Source organism: Bacillus sp. T-10(2022) (assembly GCF_056502895.1).
The window spans coordinates 1,844,858-1,866,977 of sequence record NZ_CP113518.1 but is presented as its reverse complement, the minus strand read 5'-3'; the positions used below and the strand labels follow the sequence as shown (position 1 = coordinate 1,866,977).

The 22,120-nt window shown below is 41.1% G+C and carries 21 protein-coding genes; all 21 read right to left on the bottom strand.

Annotated elements, in window-relative coordinates; translation table 11 throughout:
• Positions 1-2 precede the first annotated feature (2 nt).
• Positions 3-767 carry a flagellar assembly protein FliH gene (gene fliH / locus OSJ91_RS09185; protein WP_485891399.1) on the bottom strand — a complete coding sequence of 255 codons (765 nt, stop codon included), beginning with the start codon at positions 765-767 and terminating at the stop codon, positions 3-5.
• Positions 760-1,779, bottom strand: a complete 1,020-nt coding sequence (gene fliG / locus OSJ91_RS09180; protein WP_101224644.1) for a flagellar motor switch protein FliG — start codon at positions 1,777-1,779, stop codon at positions 760-762. The genes fliH and fliG overlap by 8 nt, the downstream gene beginning before the upstream one ends.
• 13 nt (positions 1,780-1,792) lie before the next feature.
• A complete protein-coding gene (fliF, locus tag OSJ91_RS09175; RefSeq protein ID WP_350301998.1) occupies positions 1,793-3,391 on the bottom strand; it encodes a flagellar basal-body MS-ring/collar protein FliF in 1,599 nt (532 codons plus the stop codon).
• A 93-nt stretch (positions 3,392-3,484) separates the two neighbouring features.
• Positions 3,485-3,793, bottom strand: a complete 309-nt coding sequence (fliE, locus tag OSJ91_RS09170; RefSeq protein WP_485891398.1) for a flagellar hook-basal body complex protein FliE — start codon at positions 3,791-3,793, stop codon at positions 3,485-3,487.
• A gap of 23 nt (positions 3,794-3,816) precedes the next feature.
• Positions 3,817-4,275: a flagellar basal body rod protein FlgC gene (gene flgC / locus OSJ91_RS09165; RefSeq protein ID WP_076366538.1), complete on the bottom strand. Its 459-nt coding sequence runs from the start codon at positions 4,273-4,275 to the stop codon at positions 3,817-3,819.
• Positions 4,275-4,670 (bottom strand): flagellar basal body rod protein FlgB, encoded by a 396-nt coding sequence (gene flgB, locus OSJ91_RS09160; protein ID WP_350301997.1) that lies wholly within the window; start codon positions 4,668-4,670, stop codon positions 4,275-4,277. The genes flgC and flgB overlap by 1 nt, the downstream gene beginning before the upstream one ends.
• 761 nt (positions 4,671-5,431) lie before the next feature.
• Positions 5,432-6,211 (bottom strand): GTP-sensing pleiotropic transcriptional regulator CodY, encoded by a 780-nt coding sequence (gene codY, locus OSJ91_RS09155; RefSeq protein WP_057278408.1) that lies wholly within the window; start codon positions 6,209-6,211, stop codon positions 5,432-5,434.
• 107 nt (positions 6,212-6,318) lie between these two features.
• Entirely contained in the window at positions 6,319-7,728 is a 1,410-nt protein-coding gene (gene hslU, locus OSJ91_RS09150) for an ATP-dependent protease ATPase subunit HslU (protein ID WP_137018743.1), read from the bottom strand.
• A gap of 12 nt (positions 7,729-7,740) precedes the next feature.
• A complete protein-coding gene (gene hslV / locus OSJ91_RS09145) occupies positions 7,741-8,268 on the bottom strand; it encodes an HslVU peptidase proteolytic subunit (RefSeq protein ID WP_350301996.1) in 528 nt (175 codons plus the stop codon).
• Between the two features lie 20 nt (positions 8,269-8,288).
• Positions 8,289-9,191 (bottom strand): tyrosine recombinase XerC, encoded by a 903-nt coding sequence (gene xerC, locus OSJ91_RS09140; protein WP_350301995.1) that lies wholly within the window; start codon positions 9,189-9,191, stop codon positions 8,289-8,291.
• A gap of 59 nt (positions 9,192-9,250) precedes the next feature.
• Positions 9,251-10,558: an FADH(2)-oxidizing methylenetetrahydrofolate--tRNA-(uracil(54)-C(5))-methyltransferase TrmFO gene (gene trmFO, locus OSJ91_RS09135; RefSeq protein WP_413016603.1), complete on the bottom strand. Its 1,308-nt coding sequence runs from the start codon at positions 10,556-10,558 to the stop codon at positions 9,251-9,253.
• Positions 10,559-10,983: 425 nt separating this feature from the next.
• Complete coding sequence (gene topA / locus OSJ91_RS09130; RefSeq protein ID WP_350301993.1) at positions 10,984-13,059, bottom strand: type I DNA topoisomerase; 2,076 nt, start codon at positions 13,057-13,059, stop codon at positions 10,984-10,986.
• A gap of 267 nt (positions 13,060-13,326) precedes the next feature.
• Complete coding sequence (gene dprA, locus OSJ91_RS09125) at positions 13,327-14,193, bottom strand: DNA-processing protein DprA (RefSeq protein ID WP_485891397.1); 867 nt, start codon at positions 14,191-14,193, stop codon at positions 13,327-13,329.
• A gap of 119 nt (positions 14,194-14,312) precedes the next feature.
• Positions 14,313-15,215, bottom strand: a complete 903-nt coding sequence (sucD, locus tag OSJ91_RS09120; RefSeq protein WP_241591141.1) for a succinate--CoA ligase subunit alpha — start codon at positions 15,213-15,215, stop codon at positions 14,313-14,315.
• Between the two features lie 18 nt (positions 15,216-15,233).
• Positions 15,234-16,394, bottom strand: a complete 1,161-nt coding sequence (sucC, locus tag OSJ91_RS09115) for an ADP-forming succinate--CoA ligase subunit beta (RefSeq protein ID WP_350301991.1) — start codon at positions 16,392-16,394, stop codon at positions 15,234-15,236.
• 492 nt (positions 16,395-16,886) lie between these two features.
• Entirely contained in the window at positions 16,887-17,159 is a 273-nt protein-coding gene (locus OSJ91_RS09110; protein ID WP_413016598.1) for an EscU/YscU/HrcU family type III secretion system export apparatus switch protein, read from the bottom strand.
• Positions 17,156-19,075 carry a hypothetical protein gene (locus OSJ91_RS09105; protein WP_485891396.1) on the bottom strand — a complete coding sequence of 640 codons (1,920 nt, stop codon included), beginning with the start codon at positions 19,073-19,075 and terminating at the stop codon, positions 17,156-17,158. The genes OSJ91_RS09110 and OSJ91_RS09105 overlap by 4 nt, the downstream gene beginning before the upstream one ends.
• Positions 19,076-19,088: 13 nt before the next feature.
• Positions 19,089-19,871, bottom strand: coding sequence for a ribonuclease HII (locus tag OSJ91_RS09100; protein WP_413020286.1), 783 nt, complete (start codon positions 19,869-19,871; stop codon positions 19,089-19,091).
• A 175-nt stretch (positions 19,872-20,046) separates the two neighbouring features.
• Positions 20,047-20,919: a ribosome biogenesis GTPase YlqF gene (ylqF, locus tag OSJ91_RS09095; RefSeq protein ID WP_350301989.1), complete on the bottom strand. Its 873-nt coding sequence runs from the start codon at positions 20,917-20,919 to the stop codon at positions 20,047-20,049.
• A gap of 17 nt (positions 20,920-20,936) precedes the next feature.
• Complete coding sequence (gene lepB / locus OSJ91_RS09090; protein WP_350301988.1) at positions 20,937-21,497, bottom strand: signal peptidase I; 561 nt, start codon at positions 21,495-21,497, stop codon at positions 20,937-20,939.
• A 216-nt stretch (positions 21,498-21,713) separates the two neighbouring features.
• Positions 21,714-22,061: a 50S ribosomal protein L19 gene (gene rplS, locus OSJ91_RS09085; protein WP_034313702.1), complete on the bottom strand. Its 348-nt coding sequence runs from the start codon at positions 22,059-22,061 to the stop codon at positions 21,714-21,716.
• Positions 22,062-22,120 lie beyond the last annotated feature (59 nt).

The following is a 22,120-nucleotide window of genomic DNA, read 5'->3' as shown; positions in this document are numbered from 1 at the left end:
CTTTATTCCCCTTCCAGCAATTCAGTTAGTTTCACTTTTATTTCCTGCAGCTGACTGCCGACACTCGCATCCATCCTTCCGTTTTCGGATTCGATGATACAGCTGCTTTCTTCAAGTTCATCATCCGGAAAGATATACAGCTCAGTATCTTTCGGAAAGATTGCCATCAACTCATCTTTATGAGAAAGAATCGAGTGATATCGGATCGGATGGATATGCAATTGCACTTCACGGTAATCCCTAACTTCTTTGATGGCTCTTTTGACTATGGATAAAAAAGACTCTTCATCTTTTTCAAGCTGTTGCCCGATAATTTTCTCTGCCACCTTCAGGGCAAGATTCAAAATAACGGTTTCAGATGTTTCGATATGGTGCCGATAATCTTTTTTAGAGGACTCCACCACTTCTTTTGCGAAAGCTATTTCCGTGGCAATTTCGCTATAACCCTTTTGGATCCCATCTTCGACTCCCTGCTGATACCCTTCTTTTTGAGCTTGTTCGATAAACATTGCTTTTTCTTGATTCTCCCATAGTTCTCGGTCTTGCTGGATTTCAGCAGCAATCGCTTGGGCTTTATGCTTAGCATCGAGCAATAACGTTTCCGCTTCCTGTTTGGCATCTTTGAGAAATTCATCAGATTGAATATAATGAAGGTTTTTTCGCTCATCTGCATCACCATTTTGAAGAAAGTCAAAAGGGCGAACTTTTATCGCTATCTTTTTGCTTTTCTCCTGGTTAGCCTGCTGGGATTTGATAATCCTAGACAATGATATCATCCCCTCCGCCGCGGGCAATCACGATGTCTCCAGTTTCCTCCAGTCGTCGAATGACGGCAACAATTCTTGATTGTGCTTCTTCTACATCACGCAAACGTACCGGCCCCATATATTCCATTTCTTCCTGGAACGTTTCAACCATACGTTTTGACATGTTTCGGAAAACGATTTCCTTCACTTCATCACTAGCCACTTTAAGAGAAAGTTTAAGATCTTCGTTATCGGATTCCCTGACAACGCGCTGAATCGCTCTGCCATCAAGGGTTACGATATCTTCAAAAACAAACATTCGTTTCTTGATTTCCTCAGCAAGCTCCGGATCTTGAATTTCAAGTGCATCCAAGATCGTTCTTTCCGTTGAGCGGTCAACACCATTCAACACATCTACAACGGCTTCCACTCCACCAGTCTGTGTATAATCTTGGGTTACAGTCGCTGAAAGTTTCCTTTCGAGTATTTGCTCCACTTCATTGATGATTTCCGGAGAAGTGCTATCCATTAAAGCAATCCTTCTTGCAATATCGGCCTGCACCTCTTGCGGAAGCTCAGACAATATTTGTCCAGCCTGGGTAGGATCAAGATAGGACAAGATCAATGCAATGGTCTGCGGATGCTCGTTCTGAATGAAATTCAAAATCTGTCCAGGATCTGCCTTTCTCGCAAAGTCGAATGGACGAACCTGCAAGGACGATGTTAAACGGTTAATGATGGCGGTTGCCTGATCAGTACCTAATGCCTTTTCAAGCACCTGCTTGGCATATCCTATCCCGCCCTGGGAGATATAATCCTGTGCCAAAGCAATATTATGGAATTCTTCCAGAATTTCCTCTTTATCTTGGGAGTCCACTTTCCTCACTCCCGAAATTTCAAGGGTCAATCTCTCAATTTCCTCTTCGGAAAGATGCTTATAAACGGATGCAGAAACATCCGGGCCTAAGGAAATAAGGAGGATGGCAGCTTTTTGTTTGCCAGTCAATCCGGCCTTTTTTTTTCTATCTGTCATTTTCTTAAGCCTCCTAGTCTTCTGCTATCCAGCTTCTTAATAATTTTGCAAATTCATCTGGCTTATCTTTTGCCAGCTTCTCCAGTTGTTTTCTTTTTAAAGATGCTTCCGTTTCCTTCTCTTTGTTCAGATCCGGAACATCGAATACGACTTCTTCCTCTTCAACCACGTACTCCTCTTCCATTTCAGTTTGCTTTCGTGAACGGAGGAATAAGATTAAGAGAATGATAATGGCAAGTATTAGCAATCCGCCGACGATGTATGCCCATATTGGTAACGAAGGTTTCGTTTCATCTTTTTGCAACTTCATTTTTCCATTAAACGGCTGAACGGAAATCGCAATTTTATTATTAAGCTCCTCGTCCGTCAGCTCTTCCCCTTCAGCTTTTTTCTCGATTGTTGTGCGGATTATCGTACCAAGGATTTGTGTAATATCATCCATACTCTGTTGAGATAAAGAATTCGGATCGTCAGCTGTGGGCGGTTCGACCATGACCTGAATACCTAAATCTTTGACTTTATATGGGCTTTCGACTATTTCTTTCTTGATTCGGTTCACTTCACTATTTATCGTTTCATCTACTTTTTCATAATCACCGGATCCGTTTGTGCCTTCAACGTAACTCGATCCCAATGAATCTGAGGAATCCTCACTTTGCGGAACGCCTCCTGCACCTGCTGCGTCCCCGCTATACGATTCATTGATCCTTTGCGCAGAAATCTCAATTCCAGCCATATTTTCTTCATCGACCGGTTCCACTAAATTCTCTTCCCGATTTTCTTGAGTGAAATCAAGGTCTGTCGTGACTGAAACAACCACTTTGTCTCTCCCCATTAACGTTCCAAGCATATTTTGTACCTGTCTTTGAATATCGCGTTCTATTTCTTTTTTTATTTCGTTTTGGGTTGCAAATGCGGACGCGAAAGAAGAATTTTCATTTTCAAGATCGAAGTACTCAAACTCTTGGTTCATAATGACGATATTATCTGTAGGGAGATTCGGAACACTTTTTGAGACCAGATGATAAAGGGAATTGATTTGACTTTCTTCAAATTTATAACCGGGTTTCGTATTCAATACAATGGATGCTGACGCTTCCCCAGCTGAATCACTGACAAAAACTCCTTTATCAGGAAGAGTGATCATAACACTGGCATCTTCTACTCCATCAATCTTTTTTATTAAACTGGCCAATTCCGTTTGCATAGAGTCAAGTTTAATGACATTGAATTCATTTTCAGTCATTCCGATACCGGCACTTTGACTAAAAAAGGAATAGTCAATACTGCCTGATTCCGGAATTCCTTCAGCTGCCAGTTCCACTTTAAGTGAATCCAGTTTTTCTTCTGGAACTTTTATGGTCGTTCCATTTTCAGAAACTTCATTCATAATCCCTTGACTGTCTAAATTTTCTTTAATGCTCCCCGTTTCCGAAGGAGTTAAGTTGGAATATAAGGGCACCAGCGTAGTACGCGTGGTTAAAATTGAAACTGCCGTAATGATGATGATAATTAATGCCGCTGAACCAATCATCATGAATTTTTGTTTTTTACTGCGGCTTGTCCAGTAAGCAGTTATTTTGTTTTTAAAGTTCACTAGTACTTCATTCATTTAAATCCCCCGGTCAGTCTATGAATTTATGATTGGGGGATTTCTTTTCCCCCTGGTCATTTTTCTCTATATAATGAGGTTAAAAAATGAATGCTATATACTCATTCTCATCATTTCCTGGTAGGCTTCCACAACCTTATTCCGAACCTCTAATGTAGCCTGCATGGTAACGCTGGCTTTTTGTGAAGCTATCATCACCGAATGAAGCTCAACATCCTCCCCATTAACCAATTTGGTTGTAAGATCGTCAGATGCCACTTGTGTTTCGTTGACTTTATTCATTGATTCTTTTAATACCGACGCAAAATCTTGCTGTGCTTCGTATGGTGTATTAGTCTTGCTTTGCTCTTTATTCAGAACATTACTTGCATTGTTCACTGCAGAAAGAGAAATCCCTTCCATATCAACAATCTCCTTTCAAACTTTTATTTCCCGATTTCCAAAGCTTTCATCATCATTCCCTTTGATGCATTTAAAACTGTCACATTCGCTTCGTATGAGCGTGTGACACTCATTAAATCAACCATTTCCCGAAGCGGGTCGACATTTGGCATTTCAACATAACCATCTTCATTGGCATCAGGATGTTCGGGATTGTAATCCAGTTCAAAAGGTGTTTTATCTTTTACTATTCCAGTCACCTTCACTCCATTCCCTACCTCGCTCGTTTTTCCTGATGCTGCGTTTAAGAAACTCGAAAAGCCGTTTTCCTTACTTTGCAGCACAACCGATTTTCTTGTGTATGGCTTCCATGTTTTTGATTCGGCGTCATATTCCGCCCTGGTAGTATCGGCATTAGCCATATTAGCGGAGATTACATCCATCCTTACCCTTTGACTCGTCAGGCTAGATCCGGTCATGTTTATACTTTGGAAGATTCCCATCACTTACCTCCTCTAATTACATTCTGCAATGATTGAAACTTACCTGAAAGCCTGTCGGTTACTGCATTATAATAAATCTGGTTGGCAGCAAGGTCCGTCATTTCCTTATCAACGTCCACGCTATTTCCATTATTGTTATATCGGACATTTTTCTGCGTCACGATGTGAGAAGCATTACTCCCCTCTGATTTGAAGGTAAAATGTCGTTCATCGGTACGATATGACTCCAGGGAAGATTCCAGTTCTCCCTTAAAGGATTGTGTTTTGTCGACCTCTTTAGCTTTATAATTAGGCGTATCCGAATTGGCTATGTTCTGTGAAATGACTTTTTGTTTGGCATTAGAATAATCAAGGGCATTTTCAAGTGATTGAAAAGTATTCGAAAATAATTCCATATCGATCACCTCTTTCTATAATTAACAGATAATGACTTTGTCAATAAATTAATCCAGCGCATTTACGTTTTAATTTTAAAGAAACATTATTACTATGTCCATAAACAATACATAGACTTTAGACCTATTATCGTCGAAAAATGTCACAAATCACTCAAATTTGTCGTTTTTATTAGTATAATTACAGGATTAATATGACGTTATATTACATTTTATTATGATATTCTACATATTAACCAAATTTTACTGCTATTAGCTTATATATCATATCGAAAAACAAATCCATATACCTGATACTTTAGAACTAATTTTCAAATTTACTTTAATTTTTTTTATTCATTTTAGTTGATTTCAGCCTTTCAAATAAAGGATTCTTAAGGTAACAATGATTACTGCATTTTTTCTTTTTTTTGAAAAAAACGATGTTTTTTAAAGCTCTGATCCAGTCGACAAAATCCCCAACTGGCTGAACCCCCTTATCAATAGGATTTTTAAAATCAAAAAGTGACATCATCATTCATTTTTCATCATATCGACAGTTATAATAATATAATTACCCTTTTAAAGAAAAATTTAACTATTTTTACTGCTTCTAATAGAAAACATGCCTATATTCACATTTCCATTTAATCCGAATTACCTCTTTTTCCTTTCTACCCCTGTCATACACCCGCATTTGCCTGTTAGTCCCAGAACAGCAACAGATCCAAATATCACACAAAAAAAGGCAGCCCTTTTTCAAGGACTGCCTTTTTAGTATGTTAATTATTTTTAAGCTTCTCTAATTCAAGTAGGAATTTATCGTTCAATACTTTGATATAAGTACCTTTCATTCCAAGAGAGCGTGATTCAATGACTCCTGCACTTTCCAGTTTCCTTAGTGCATTTACGATAACGGAACGGGTGATGCCGACACGGTCTGCAATTTTGGATGCTACAAGTAGACCTTCATTACCTTTAAGCTCCTCAAAGATGTGCTCAATTGCTTCCAATTCGCTGTAAGATAACGAGGAAATTGCCATTTGAACGACAGCTTTACTACGAGCTTCTTCTTCTATCTCCTCTGATTTTTCACGCAGGATTTCCATGCCGACTACAGTCGCACCATATTCAGCCAAAATTAAATCATCATCGTGAAATTTTTCTTGTAATCGGGCAAGTACCAATGTTCCTAAACGTTCTCCCCCACCCATAATCGGTACGATCGTTGTTAATCCAGTTGCGAAAAGCTCTTTATTTTCGACTGGGAAAGCAGTATATTCGCTTTCGATATCAAGGTTCGAAGAGGTTTCGGGAATATTGAAAAGGTTTTTTGTGTACTCTTCTGGGAATTGTTTATCTTCCAACATTTTGTACATGCGTTCGTTTTCAATTTGCTGACTTACCGCTATGCCAAGTAATTTCCCGCGGCGGCTGACGACGAAAACATTCGCTTCGATAACTTCACTTAAACTTTCTGCCATTTCCTTGAAGTTAACTGCTTTACCTGCTGCTTTTTGGAGCATTGCATTGATTTTTCTTGTTTTTGCTAATAAGTTCATTTGATTTGTTCCTCCTAAAAATACCATGGTTCACAATAACTATGAAGTTGTATTTCCGTAATTTTATTTTCATTGCCTAGGCAAATCATTGCCCAATTCTTTCTTAATTAAAGGATAAAATGGCTTAAATCTTTGTTCCGGGCGATAGAACCAAGCTTACCTTCGACATATTGGGGGGTAATTGTAATCTTCTCCATCGTTATTTCCGGAGCTTCAAACGATAAGTCTTCAAGCAACCGTTCCAAAATGGTATGAAGTCTTCTCGCACCAATATTGTCAGTGTTTTGATTTACTTCGAAGGCCACTTCAGCTATCTTACGAACAGCATCGTCAGAAAATTCAATTTCTATACCTTCAGTTTCTAATAATGCAACATATTGTTTTAACAAGGCATTATCCGGTTCATGAAGAATCCGTACAAAGTCGTCTACAGTCAGTTTGTTCAATTCAACACGAATTGGGAATCTACCTTGTAATTCAGGGATAAGGTCGGATGGCTTAGCCATATGAAAGGCCCCAGCAGCAATAAATAGGACATGATCCGTTTTAACTGACCCATATTTAGTCACTACTGTCGAACCTTCAACAATTGGCAGGATATCCCTTTGGACACCCTCTCTTGATACATCCGCTGATGAACTTCCAGATTGCTTACTTGCAATTTTGTCTATTTCATCAATAAAGATAATCCCATTTTGCTCAGCCCCGTATACTGCATCGGAAGTGACTTCATCCATATCAATCAATTTCGCCGCTTCTTCATTTGTTAAAACGGTTCTCGCTTCGCTTACTTTCAATTTGCGCTTCTTGCTTTTTTTCGGCATCAAGCTTCCTAAAGCGTCCTGCATGTTCATCCCCATTTGTTCCATTCCCGAACCTTGGAGCATATCAAACATCGAAGCTGCCTGTTCTTCCACTTCGACCGTTATCATTTCACTTTCCAACTCACCATTAGCCAGCTTTTCAGCGACGATTTTTCTTTTTTCCTGCAAACTTAAATCTTCGGAATTTTCTTCCGGGTCCTGTTCGTCTTGATTGTTATTGCCTCCAAAAAAGACTTCAAGCGGATTCTTGAAATTACTCTGTTTTTTAGTGGATGGCACTAATAGCTCTATTAAACGGCGATTTGCATTTTCCTCTGCCCGTTCCTTTACGCTGGCCATCTTTTCTTCCTTCACGAGGCGGACGGAAGTCTCCACCAAGTCACGGACCATGGACTCTACATCCCGGCCGACATACCCGACTTCCGTAAATTTCGTTGCTTCAACTTTTACAAAAGGAGCACCTACCAATTTAGCCATTCTCCGAGCTATTTCTGTTTTCCCAACGCCTGTCGGTCCAATCATTAATATATTCTTCGGAACGACTTCGTCACGAAGTTGATCCGAGAGAAGGGAACGTCGGTAGCGATTCCGAAGAGCCACTGCCACTGCCCGTTTTGCCTCACGCTGCCCTACGATATACTGATCCAGTTTTTCAACGATTTGCCTCGGTGTTAAATTAGCTTTTTTTGACATTTGCGCTCCTCCTTACAACTCTTCCACGATTATATTCGTATTTGTAAATACACAAATTTCCGCTGCAATTTGTAAAGATGATTGAGCGATTTCCTTTGCCGATAGGTGGTCGCTGGAAAACCGCATTAATGCCCTGCCGGCAGCCAATGCATAATTCCCTCCCGATCCTATGGCGAGAATCCCGTCATCCGGTTCAATTACTTCCCCGGTGCCAGAAACGAGCAGTAAATGTTTCTTATCCATCACGACTAACATGGCTTCCAGCTTCCTCAATACATTGTCACTTCTCCATTGCTTTGCCATTTCGACGGCAGCGCGCTGAAGATTGCCATTATACTCTTCAAGTTTAGCTTCGAACATCTCAAATAAAGTGAAAGCATCTGCAACGGAACCTGCAAAACCTGCAAGGACATTACCATTAAAGATTTTTCTTACTTTCCTCGCTGTATGCTTCATCACTACTGAATTTCCTAAAGTAACCTGCCCATCACCGGACATGGCACATTCACCTTTATGATGCACTGCAAATATCGTTGTCATAAAGTGTCCCCTTTCAACATTTAAGGCCGCGGATGTGATGCATTGTAGACTTTTTTCAATTGGTCTTTTGTAACATGCGTATACACTTGCGTTGATGAAATTTTTGAATGACCAAGCAATTCCTGAACCGTGCGAATGTCCGCCCCATTATTCAATAGGTGTGTAGCAAACGAATGCCTTAGCATATGGGGATGAAGACTTCCATCTGCGGCTGACTTTTTAATCAATTCATTCAATATATAGCGAACTCCCCTAGGTGTCAGAGGGTCTCCACGAAAATTAACAAATAAATAAACATGCGCCTTGGCGTCAGACGAAGTCAATTCCATCCTGGCTGAACGTATGTATAAATCTATCGCTTCCTGTGCATATCTACCAACCGGAACGTAGCGATCTTTTTTTCCTTTTCCATGGATCAGTACCGTCCCTAAGGAAAGGTCGATATCCTGCAGTTTAATCTCACAACATTCACTTACGCGAATGCCTGTAGCATACAATAATTCCAGTAAGGCATTGTTCCTTATTCCTATCGGTGAATCTTTATTTAAAGAAGAAAACAACTGATCCATTTCCTTCTCATAAAGAAAACGTGGCAGTCTTTGATCCTTTTTAGGTAAAGAAGCAAGGGAAAAAGGATTATCCTTCACATCACCTTCACGTAGTAAAAATTTATAAAGGCTCCGCAAACAAGAAGTTTTCCTTGCTACAGTGCGCTTAGAAAGTTTTTTCTCATATAAATTCGTTAAATATAACCGGACATCAAGATATTCAACGGACGTGATGTCCTCAATGCCCTGTTCATTAAGGAACAGAAAAAATTCGTGAATATCACGTTTGTAATTTTCAATGGTGTAATGTGAACTGTTCTTTTCAATTTGTAAATATTCGATGAAGGATGATAATGCCTTTTTTTGATTAATCATGGAAACACCTCGCAAAGGCTAATAAATAGTATCATACTTTAAAACAGCAGGCAAATATTTTACAAATTTTTCACAAAGTTCTGAATTGTGTCCAAAGCGCGTTTAGCATGTGTTTCATTCCGCTCTTTTTTGGATTTGATTCTCACTTCAAGGTCTGGAAGCAATCCAAAGTTTGCATTCATCGGCTGGAAGCTCTTGCCATTCGTCGAAGTTATGTACCTTGCCATGCTGCCCATCGTCGTTTCTGCTGGGAAAATGATAGGATCCGATCCTTGAACGATCCTCGCAGCATTGATACCTGCAACCAAGCCCGATGCAGCCGATTCTACATATCCTTCGACGCCAGTCATCTGACCGGCAAAGAATAAATCATCCCGATTCTTGAATTGGTACGTAGGCTTCAAAACATTAGGTGAGTTTATGAAAGTGTTTCGATGCATAACTCCATAACGGACAATTTCCGCATTTTCCAATCCAGGAATGAGCTGCAATACTTCTTTTTGCGGCCCCCATTTCAAATGTGTCTGAAAACCAACAATATTGTAAAGTGTTCCTGCCGCATCATCTTGACGCAATTGAACTACAGCAAAAGGACGTTTTCCCGTTTTTGGATCTTCTAAGCCAACAGGCTTCAATGGACCAAATAACATCGTTTTCTTCCCGCGTGATGCCATCACTTCAATTGGCATGCAGCCTTCAAAAAAGATTTCTTTTTCGAATTCTTTAAGTGGAACTGTTTCAGCAGCAATCAATGCTTCATAAAAGCGGTCAAACTCTTCTTCCGTCATCGGACAGTTCAGATAAGCTGCTTCGCCTTTATCATAGCGGGATTTCAAATATACTTTATCCATGTTGATGCTGTCTTTTTCAAGAATTGGTGCGGCAGCATCATAGAAGTACAAGTATTCTTCATCCATGATTTGCTTTAAGCTGTCAGATAGTGACTGACTTGTAAGCGGACCGGTTGCAATGACGGTAGGACCTTCCGGGATTTCCGTCACTTCTTCATTGATGACCGTTACATTCGGATGATTTTTGACCCTTTCCGTAACAAGACCGGCAAATTCATGACGATCAACAGCTAAAGCACCGCCAGCCGGTACAGCACAAGCATCTGCTGCGGACATGATGACCGAATCCAGAATACGCATTTCTTCTTTTAATACACCAACTGCATTTGTTAACGTATTTGCCCGAAGTGAATTGGAACAAACAAGTTCAGCGAATTTATCGGTATGATGGGCTGGCGTTTGTTTTACAGGGCGCATTTCATATAGATCGACTTTAATTCCTCTTTTAGCTAACTGCCACGCCGCTTCACTTCCAGCAAGCCCAGCACCGATTACACTTACTTTTGTTTCTTTCATTTTTCGAACCTCCATGTATAGATATGATAAGACAGGATCATTTATCATTAAAACTGCTTTCATAAAAATTTCATTTTTAACGATATCTATGTATTTATACCCGAAATACTCATTCCTGCAAACGATAATTAAAGAATATGCCAGATAGCCGGCATTCTTCCTGCAATCCATTTCTTCTAAAAAGGATAACGGACACAAATAGGAATTATATCTTTAAAGGAATGTACTTGTCCACTGAATTTTACATCACATGGCTTAAATAAAAAAGTTTCAAGCTTTATCCATTTTCTTCTTGGAAGTAAATCCACATACTATCATGATATCATACTTACCTGAACATAAAGAAACTCGGCAGATGCCGAGTCAATTTATATTTAGGTTTTTTCGATAGTTCACAATGATAGTAAACGATTTCACGGCCTTTTCTATGCTTGGGGCAATTCTTTGAAATCACAATCCATGCACTGTACCTGGACGCCTTTTTTGAGTTTTTTCTCAACAAGTGTACCTTCACATTTTGGACAACTCCGCGGCAGCGGTTTATCCCAAGATATGAAGTCACAGCCAGGATAGGTATCACACCCGTAAAATATGCGGCGTTTTTTACTTTTCCTTTCAATGATGTTTCCTTCTTTACATTTTGGGCATTTAACACCGATTTCTTTAACGATTGGCTTTGTGTTACGGCAATCCGGGAAATTACTGCATGCCATGAACTTTCCATAACGCCCCATCTTAAAGACCATCCCATGTCCGCATTCCACGCAATCTTCACCTGCAGGTTCATCCTTGATTTCAATTTTCTCCATCTCGACTTCGGCTTTAGCCAAATGAACTGCAAATTCCTTATAAAATTCATCGATGACCTTTATCCATTCGATACTGCCTTCCTCGACGCTGTCGAATTCCTGTTCCATCTTGGCAGTGAACTCTGCATCAAGAATATCCGGGAAGAATTCGCGTATCAATTCAAGAACGATCTCACCAAGCTCTGTCGGTATGAACCGTTTATTATCCAAGGTAACATAGCCCCGTTTTTGAATCGTATCCAAGGTAGGAGCATATGTAGAAGGACGGCCTATTCCCAGTTCCTCTAGGGTTTTGACAAGACGGGCTTCAGTATATCGGGGCGGAGGCTGTGTGAAATGCTGCTTCGGCTCGATATCTTTTGAAAAGAATTGATCCCCTTTTTTCACATCAGGAAGTGCATTTTCCTTTTCTTCCACCGAGTCATCGGACCCTTCAACATATACCTTCATGAAACCTGGGAATTTAATTTTTGAACCATTTGCCCTGAAGATGACATCCCCGTTATGCAGGTCGATGCTCATCGTATCCATGACCGCCGAAGACATTTGACTAGAAACGAATCGTTCCCAAATCAATTTATAAAGACGGAATTGATCTCTGGATAAGAATTCCTTGACTACACCCGGTTCACGTAATGTGCTTGTTGGCCTGACCGCTTCATGGGCGTCCTGGGCATTAGTCTGTTTTTTCTCTTTGCGCTGTTCAACCTGAACATAATCTTTACCATAATTATTTTGAATGAAGGTATGGACTTCCTCTTTCGCAACATCGGAAATCCGGGTCGAATCGGTTCTCATATAAGTGATTAACCCGACTGTACCTTCCTTGCCAAGCTCGATTCCCTCATAAAGCTGTTGAGCAAGCATCATGGTTTTCTTTGCACGGAAATTCAATTTACGTGCCGCTTCCTGTTGCAGGGAAGAAGTCGTAAAAGGAGCGGCTGGATTGCGCCTTCTTTCTTTTTTAGCCACAGCTCCTATCGTAAATTCGCCGCCATTTAAAGAAGCGAGCACTTTTTTGACGTCCTCTTCGTTATTCAACTCCTTCTTCTCACCGCCAATGCTGAAGAAGGAACCTTCAAACTGTTCTTTTCCTTTTACAAAATCAGCCTTGATTGTCCAATACTCTTCAGGGGTAAAATCTTTGATCTCCTTCTCCCGGTCAATGATCATCCGTACAGCAACCGATTGGACCCGTCCCGCGCTTAAGCCTTTTTTCACCTTTTTCCACAAAAGCGGGCTTATATTGTATCCGACCAAACGATCCAAGACCCTTCTTGCCTGCTGGGCATCAACCAATTTCATATTTATTGGCCTCGGTGATTTAAATGATTCTTTGATAGCCTCTTTCGTGATCTCATTGAATACCACGCGGCAATCTGAGTTAACGTCAACATCAAGACTGTGGGCCAAGTGCCAAGCAATGGCTTCCCCTTCCCTGTCGGGGTCAGCCGCGAGATAGATTTTTTTCGCTTTTTTTGCAGCGGTTTTCAATTCTTTTAAAACCGGGCCTTTGCCGCGGATAGTTATATATTTAGGTTCATATTCATGTTCAACATCGACACCCATTTGACTTTTAGGCAAATCGCGTACATGCCCCATGGAAGCCTTTACTTTATATTTTTTTCCCAAGTAACGTTCTATTGTTTTCGCCTTTGCGGGCGATTCCACAATCACTAAGTATTCTGACATCCAATAAATCCTCCTCAAAGAGGTAATATAAATCTTCACTATTATTAATCATTCAAAAATCATTTGTCAACACCTCTTTACTTTTCAAAGCATGCTGATTCATTTATTTATAGGTATTTTGACAAGAGGTGCCATTTGCAAAACTTATAACAGTTTTACAATATTTTCAACCTTTTTGTCTAATAATTCAACCCATCCTTTTAAAAAACCACCTTTTTTTCTTTATTTTCCCGTTTGAATCTCCGTCTATCTTCTATATTATATTGTTCAAAACTCTTCCTCGATCTGCCTGGCACTCAAAACAAGTTTGGCACCATCAGAAATCAATTGATTGGTCCCCAGCGATTCAGGGCTCGTAACATTACCAGGAAGTGCAAACACATCCCTGCCGTGTTCCAATGCAGCTTGTGCCGTAATAAGGGATCCGCTTCTTTCTTTTGCCTCGACCACGAATACTCCCTGTGATAATCCACTGATGATTCGATTCCGAAGCGGAAACATCCAAGGTTCCGCCCTCATTTCCGGTGGAGTCTCAGATATAAGCAAGCCTTTTTTGATGATTTCTTCAGCAAGGGGGACATTAAATTTTGGATATATTTGCATAAGCCCCCCTCCTAAAATCCCAATCGTATCTCCGCCTTCGCTTAATGTGATCTTATGTGACTCTGCATCGATTCCAGCCGCCACTCCACTTATGATCACGAACTTTTTCTTTACAAGCGGTAATAGAATCGTTTTTAAGGCCTCCAGACCATACGAGGTTGGCTTACGCGTTCCAACAACACCTAGCGTATTCTTCCTTGTTAAAAGCCTCTTAACGCCTTTAAAATAAAGAACCCACGGAGGATCGAATATTTGCTTCAGCAAAAAAGGGTATTCATCATCGAAGATCGTCAAACAATGAATTTGGCTATCTTCGTATAATTTAAGTTTATCGATGGTATTGAGTGAATGTAAATCTTTGAGAAAGAGGTTGAGCTTATTTGAAGGGATAGGGAGCATTTTTGCCCATTCAGCGTGATTCGTCGTGAACAGGGAAGATAATGACGGGTCTTTGGACATGATTATTTGGATTGTTTTCCATCCTGCTCCGCGGCAATGATGGAGATGGATTAACTTTTCTCTTTTATTCAATTGGAAACGCCCCTAATCGGATATTTTTTAAAAGTAGGTTGATAGTGATGCACTTGGTGTCTCCCGAGGAAAGTGGAGGAAAAAAAGGCCGACCCAAAAAAAGGTCGGCCAAGCTTGAATCAATGTGTTTTACAAGGTTCGTAAATATCTTTTTCTTTCAAGACGGAGATCAATGTTTCACCCATTACGGATGGAGTTTCGGCAACTTTAATTCCACATTCGTTCATAACGCGGATTTTCTCGTCAGCAGTCCCTTTTCCTCCTGAGATAATGGCACCAGCATGACCCATGCGTTTACCGGCTGGAGCCGTACGGCCACCAATGAAACCAACAACTGGCTTAGTCATATTTTCCTTCACCCAGATTGCTGCTTCTTCTTCTGCCGTTCCACCGATTTCCCCAATCATGATCACCGCATGTGTTTCCGGATCTTCATTGAACGCTTTCAAAACATCAATGAAATCCGTTCCGTTAACGGGATCTCCACCGATGCCGACAGCCGAAGATTGCCCAATGCCTGCTTGCGATAATTGGTGAACGGCTTCATACGTCAAAGTTCCAGAACGTGAAACTACACCTACATGGCCTTTTTTGTGGATATACCCTGGCATGATACCAATCTTACACTCTTCAGGAGTAATGACACCTGGGCAGTTCGGTCCGATCAAGCGAGTTTTTTTGCCTTCCATGTAGCGTTTAACCTTGACCATATCCAGGACAGGAATATGTTCCGTGATACAAATGACAAGATCAAGTTCTGCGTCGACGGCTTCTAGAATTGCATCGGCAGCAAATGGAGCCGGTACATAGATAACAGATGCATTCGCGCCGGTTTCAGTGACAGCTTCGGAAACTGTATTGAATACAGGTACCCCTTCCACTTCTGTTCCACCTTTACCCGGAGTGACTCCTCCAACGATTTTCGTGCCGTATTCCAACATTTGTTTTGTATGAAATAATGCTGTTGCACCAGTGATTCCCTGAACGATCACTTTCGTATCTTTATTAATATAAACGCTCATTATGTTCCCCCCTGCCTATTATCCTACAAGTGATACTATTTTTTGTGCTCCATCTGCCATTGATTCAGCAGACGTAATATTTAAACCTGACTCTTTTAGAATCTTTTTGCCAAGGTCCACATTCGTTCCTTCAAGACGAACAACAAGAGGGACATCCAGGCCAAGCTCTTTAGCAGCAGCCACGACGCCTGTAGCGATGATGTCACATTTCATGATTCCTCCGAAGATATTAACGAAGATGCCTTTAACATTTTGATCGGATAGGATGATTTTGAAAGCCTCTTTCACTTTTTCCTCAGTGGCGCCGCCACCAACGTCAAGGAAGTTAGCCGGATCTCCCATATAATGTTTAATGATGTCCATCGTCGCCATAGCAAGACCGGCACCATTAACCATGCATCCGATATTTCCGTCAAGCGATATGTAACTAAGGCCATGTTTTGATGCTTCAATCTCTTTCGCATCCTCTTCATCCAAATCACGGTACTCCGCGATGTCTTTATGGCGGTAAATCGCATTATCATCGAAGTTCAATTTAGCATCAAGCGCCATTACATCGCCGTCGCCAGTTACCACTAATGGGTTGATTTCTGCGATTGAGCAATCTTTATCAACGAAAGCTGTATATAAGTTAACCATCAGTTTGGAAGCTTTATTTATAAGTGAAGTCGGAATATTGATATTGAATGCAATCCTCCGTGCCTGGAAACCAGTCAGGCCGACAACCGGATCGATTACTTCTTTGAAAATTTTCTCTGGTGTCTTTTCAGCCACTTCCTCAATTTCCGTTCCGCCTTCTTCAGAAGCCATCAATACGACACTGTCCGTAGCACGGTCAAGGACCAGCCCGATATAATATTCTTTTGTAATGTCGCAGCCTTCTTCAATAAGTAAACGCTTAACTTCCTTGCCTGCAGGACCTGTTTGATGGGTCACCAATGTCTTGCCAAGAATCTCTTCTGCATATGTACGCGCTTCATCAAGATTCTTCGCTACCTTGACTCCGCCGGCTTTCCCGCGGCCACCCGCATGAATTTGAGCTTTGACGACAACAACTTCCGTACCTAACTCCTTCGCTGCTTCCACTGCTTCATCAACAGTAAAGGCAACCCGGCCATTTGGAACGGATACCCCGTATTGTCGCAATATCTCTTTCCCCTGATACTCATGGATATTCATTTCCCATCCTCCTTATCTACTAAAAAACAACTTTGAAATTTAATGCGTGTTTTCTCTACCATATTACAACAAAATTCTCCTTCGTGCATAATTTTCTTTCACATAATTTTTAAAATATTATTATAATATACTTCTAAACCCATGTTTAAAATGGAGAAAACCTTCTTCACCATTGTGTTTTTTTCTTATTAAATTCATATATTTTGGTTCTGAAAATCTATTTTCAAAAAAGTCATTACAGTTATAAATCTTCTAAAAACGCCTCTATGAAAGCCTTTTCAATATATTAAACCAGAGGTCGATTCATTGATAAATTACAATTATCCTTGTCTTGATTCAAAAGAAAAGCAAAAGGACAAAGCCATGGCCTTGTCCTTTTGCAAATACTTTAGTATTTTTTTAATATAATGAAAATTCGTCAGTGATTTCCCTAGTATTCTACATAAACCAACAGTATTCCAGTTAGTGATATAACCTGGATAAATTAGGAAACTACCGACTCATGTCCTTGTCAACTTTGTAAATGAATGCGAATACCTCCGCAACAGCTCCATACAATTCTTCCGGAATCGTTTGATTTATATCCAATTGACCTAAAAGTGCAGCTAGCGATTCGTCCCTTTGGACCGGTATATCCAGTTTCATCGCCTTTTCCAGAATATTTTCAGCCGTTTTACCTTTTCCCTTCGCCAATATGACGGGCGCTTTAGATGTCTTTTGATCATACTTTAAGGCAATCGCTTCTTTTCGTTTATCATTCATCATATTCGAATATCCACTCCACTATACGAACCGGCTTCTGAAAAAGGAATCGGTTTCACCCCTTGGTCCCGCTCTTTTTCATTCACGGGATTTACAAAGGAAACCCCTGACAATCTGTAATCCATTTTTTCGAGATTCTCCCTCAGGATGTCAAGATATTGACCGGCTGCCTCTTCAAGGACCGCACCTTTCCCATTGATGACCGTCACTTTGATGATTCGGTTTTGAACCTGCATGTCGATGACCGTCTCTTTAAGGCGTTCCAATTCTAAATAAAATAGGACACGGCAGTAATCCGGGTCGATTTTTCCATCTTTTGTCTTTCTTCCGCTCCATTGTAAAGTCAGATCCGTTTGAGCAGGTCCCAGATTGAGTGGAAGTGTAAGGAGTAAATTCTGAATCGGTCCATTTTCCTGTGAAAGGATCTGTTGCGCAGTAATCCGATTTAGGATTTGTTCTGCCATCTCCTTCATAGATGCCGGCATTTGTTCATTCAGCAATTTAAGCAGCAGCGGTTTAAGTGTCTCCAAATCCTTCGGGAACTCCGCCACATCATCTCCAGAAAGATTAATGAGTGCATGTTCCAGCTGAAGACCAAGGATCTTGGTCATTTCTTTCAGTTGATGTGCAACAGAAGGTCCATCGGTGAAATCGATTGTTTGAAACTCAGCTTCCAATACAAGTGAAAGGACCAGCTTCTCATTATTCCTAGTGTATTGGGCCTCAGGAAGCCTATTAAGCGACTGGAACAATAATTCAGCCGCCTTACCCTTCGACTCAGCCACTTGATCTGTGTCCTTATTCAAGTAGCCTATTAGGTCATTCACTTCCATTTTTCCGCCTACTGCCTTATTAGCTGTTGCTTCGGTAAAAGAACTCTGGAGTAAATGGAAGGCAAGAGAGGAAAGTTTTTCTGCAGTAATGTTTTTTCTCGGCATCGAGTGGATATCATTTGGCAGTTTTGCCCCCACATGTTCATGACCATTCAATATGCGATCAATAGCAGTATCGATCTCTTCAACTTTTGCAAATGCTCCGCTTTTTGCCTCGGAAAGCAGCTGCAATCCTTGGTGTAGTTTATCAACCGCTGAATTCTTAGCAATACTTGTCCTAATCTCAGCTCCATCAATTAAATTTTCCAGAAAGACAGATTCCGTCATTCCCTTTGGTATGAAACCCGTCTTTTGAAGCAGGGAAAATGCACCGGATTTCATTTCTGGCTTTGAATCGGAATCCAGCCAAGTGGTCACTAGTTTTTGCAAACCGATTTGTTGAAACTGGTGCTGTTTAGCAACATGTAAGGAGTTCAATACTTCCATCAGCTTGACGGCAGTCCTCGTTACTGCCCCACCATCCTCCAGCTTTTGCTTGAAGCCACTGAGGAGTTTATGGAAAGGTTCACCTTTGGACTGTGTAAATAAAGCATCAAATACATCTTTTACAAAAGGCAGTTGCTGAATGAACATCGTTTTTATTACAGGCAGACCGACTTCTGCAGCATCAACAGCTTTTAACCATTGCATGGCGGGCTGAAAAGTTTCCTTGGTTATCGGGAGGCGATTTGTCAGGAGATATTCGGCAAGCTTCGTTGCGGACGGATCGGGCGTTATGCCGAGATGAGCGATTAATTTTGCAGCCGTTCCCTTTATGCTGGAATCGTTCAAATCGGGAGAATTTAAAGCTTTTAACACGAGCCCCCCCTTAATTGGGTGCTGCACTTGAAACCAATGCTTTTCTCCTGTTCGAAGCGGGATATCGAGAGTGGCAATCATTTTTTGATGGCCAATCTGGACCTCGGCCGTTTGGTTAGGAAAAACCTTATTCACCTTCCCGAAAAGGATTTGCCCGTTTTTCCAACTCGCAGTTCCTTTTATTTCAATGGGTGAAAATAACGGTTGACCGCTTGTTATGGATTGCATCACTCATCCCCCCTTAATCCTTCGTTCGTGCAGCTATTTCCTTAACTGGTGCAAAACTTCTTCTATGCCAAGGTGTAAGCCCGTGCGTGTCGAGCGCTTCTAAATGTTGGCTTGTCCCGTAACCCATGTGCTTTTCAAAACCATATTCCGGATATTTCTCACCATAATCCTTCATCATTCTATCACGGGTCACTTTCGCTATTATGGATGCCGCAGAGATGCTAATGCTTCTTGCGTCCCCCTTTATGAGCGAAAGCTGCGGAATCGGCACATCCAGTTCCATTGCATCGATCAACAAATGATCAGGAAGTTCCGACAGATCGTTCAATGCAGCCACCATTGCCTTTTTCGTAGCTTGATATATATTGATTTCATCAATTACTTCACTATGTACAACACCTACACCTATGGATAGTGCTTCCTTAAAAATCATTTCATAAAACAGTTCCCTTTTTGCTTCTGGAATCTTTTTGGAATCATTAAGCCCTGGCAAATAAAAAGATTCAGGCAAGATTACTGCACTGGTCACAACTGGTCCTGCCAGAGGTCCTCTTCCAACTTCATCGATACCAGCCAGAATGGAAAACCCCTGTTTTCGCAATTGACGTTCAAACTCCGTCATTTCCGTGAAAGCATCCCTTACCTGTTGTTCTTTTTCATAAGCTCTTTGCCATTTGCTTACTAAGTCGGTTACTCCCTTTCGTCCGTCCTCCCGGCATTTCTGTAAAAATAAATCTTCGGGCTCTCTTATTGTCTTTAACTTTGAGGAGATTTCCTTAATGCTCATTTCAGTTATCATCTTTATCACCCATCATATTAATTATCGGCAGCCTTGCTCCCTTTCTACAGTTCAGACGAAAATACGGAGCGGAAAAGAGACATCAAAAAGAGTAAGCCTTTTCGACATCCAACTCCAGCTCCGTATCAATCCTTTTCATTGATTGTCTTCAACAATCAGGTCAATGTTAATGTTATTCGGGGATATCATTCTCTTCATCATCCAAAGGGACCTCAAACGTAAGCGGACCCATCTTTTCTGAACGGATTTCACGTACGACCAACTCTGCCGTTTTGTCATAATCGATGAAGCCCCCAGATGCTAAACAGCCCCTGAACTTTCCGACAGCATCAAACAATTCGAGCGTTTCCTGCGGAATTACATCCAGGTTATAACGGGATTTCAACCTATCGGGATATTCTTTTTCCAAAAAGCGAAGGCCGTATAATGAGACTTCATGCAAGTTTAAAATCGTATCTTTAATCGCACCTGTCAACGCAAGCTTCAAGCCTACTTCTTGATCCTCGAATTTCGGCCAGAGAATCCCCGGCGTGTCGAGCAATTCCAATTCCTTGCCAACTTTTATCCATTGCTGCGCTTTAGTGACGCCAGGCGTATTCCCTGTTTTGGCAATGTTCTTTTTCGCAAGTCGATTGATTAAGGTCGATTTCCCCACGTTCGGAATGCCGACTATCATGGCACGGATCGCTCTCGGCTTTATTCCTCTTGATTCCATCCGCTCATACTTCTCTTTTAAAAGTTTTTTGGAAGCAGCAGTAATCTGGTTTAAACCGTTTCCCGCCTGTGAGTTAATGGCAATCGCCGTTTTCCCCTGCGATTTATAATGTTCAAGCCACATATTCGTTTTTACCGGATCGGCCATATCAGCTTTATTCAAAAGGATGACCCTTGGTTTATGCTGAATGATTTCATCGATCATCGGGTTTCGTGAAGATGCCGGTATCCGGGCATCCACAAGTTCAAAGATGATGTCGATCAGTTTTAATTTCTCTGTTACTTCCCGTCTTGCTTTGGCCATATGGCCAGGGAACCACTGTATTGTCAATGGAATGCACCTTCCTACTATTCCGCCAATCGAAAGTCTTCGATCGGCCAATAAACTAATTTAGTTTTTCCTAACACTTTATCGTAAGGAACGACACCTACGCCGCTATGACGGCTGTCCTTACTAAAACGGCGATTATCCCCCAGGACAAATAGGTGGCCTTCAGGCACCGTTTCTTGTTCTATGACATCACTTAATGTAAAAGGTTCCGTCAAGTCCCCGCCATCTATCAATTGTTCTTTATATTCATCCAAGTATGGCTCATCATAAGCTTTTCCATTCACGTAAAGAGTATCATTTTTATATTCGACTTTTTCCCCTGGCAATCCGATGACACGCTTTATGTAATCCTTGCCTTCTGGAGCTTCGAAAACGATAATGTCGAATCTTTTCGGTTCGCCAATCGAATAGGAGATTTTATTAACGATCATGCGGTCCGTATCCTTTAATGTCGGCATCATGGAATTACCGTCCACAACAATAGGAGCCAGCAGGAAATAACGAATCAGCGTCGCCGCTATAACTGCGATTATGACCGCCTTTGTCCATTCCCACAATTCATTTTTCTTTTTCGCCATCCTTACCCACCCTTTTTGAAGCATATCAACAATTATTTTAACATGTTGCGGACGCTATAGCGAGCAGGATTCTATATAGTTTTCACCGTAAGTGTATTCATCGTTTCTTAAAGTGCAAAAAGGGAGCCTGATAAACAAGCTCCCTTTTTGCATGATACTCTTTGGTTATTCACCTTATGTGGATCATGGTAAACCCGCATGAAGATATTCGAAGAATTAACGACGAATTTCTTTAATACGTGCTTTTTTACCACGAAGTTCGCGTAGGTAATAAAGTTTCGCACGACGTACTTTACCGTGACGGATAACTTCTAATTTCGCAATTTTTGGTGTGTGAACAGGGAAAGCACGTTCTACTCCAACGCCGTAAGAAATCTTACGTACTGTGAAAGTTTCACTAACTCCGCCGCCACGACGTTTGATTACAACGCCTTCAAACAACTGGATACGTTCGCGAGTTCCTTCAATAACCTTTACGTGTACACGTACTGTGTCACCAGGTCTGAATGATGGAAGATCTGAGCGAAGTTGTTCTTTTGTGATTTCGTTAATAAGATTTTGCATCGATTTCAACTCCTCCTGGACGCTCTTGCAAATACTTATTGTTTGCAGCGGAACATCGT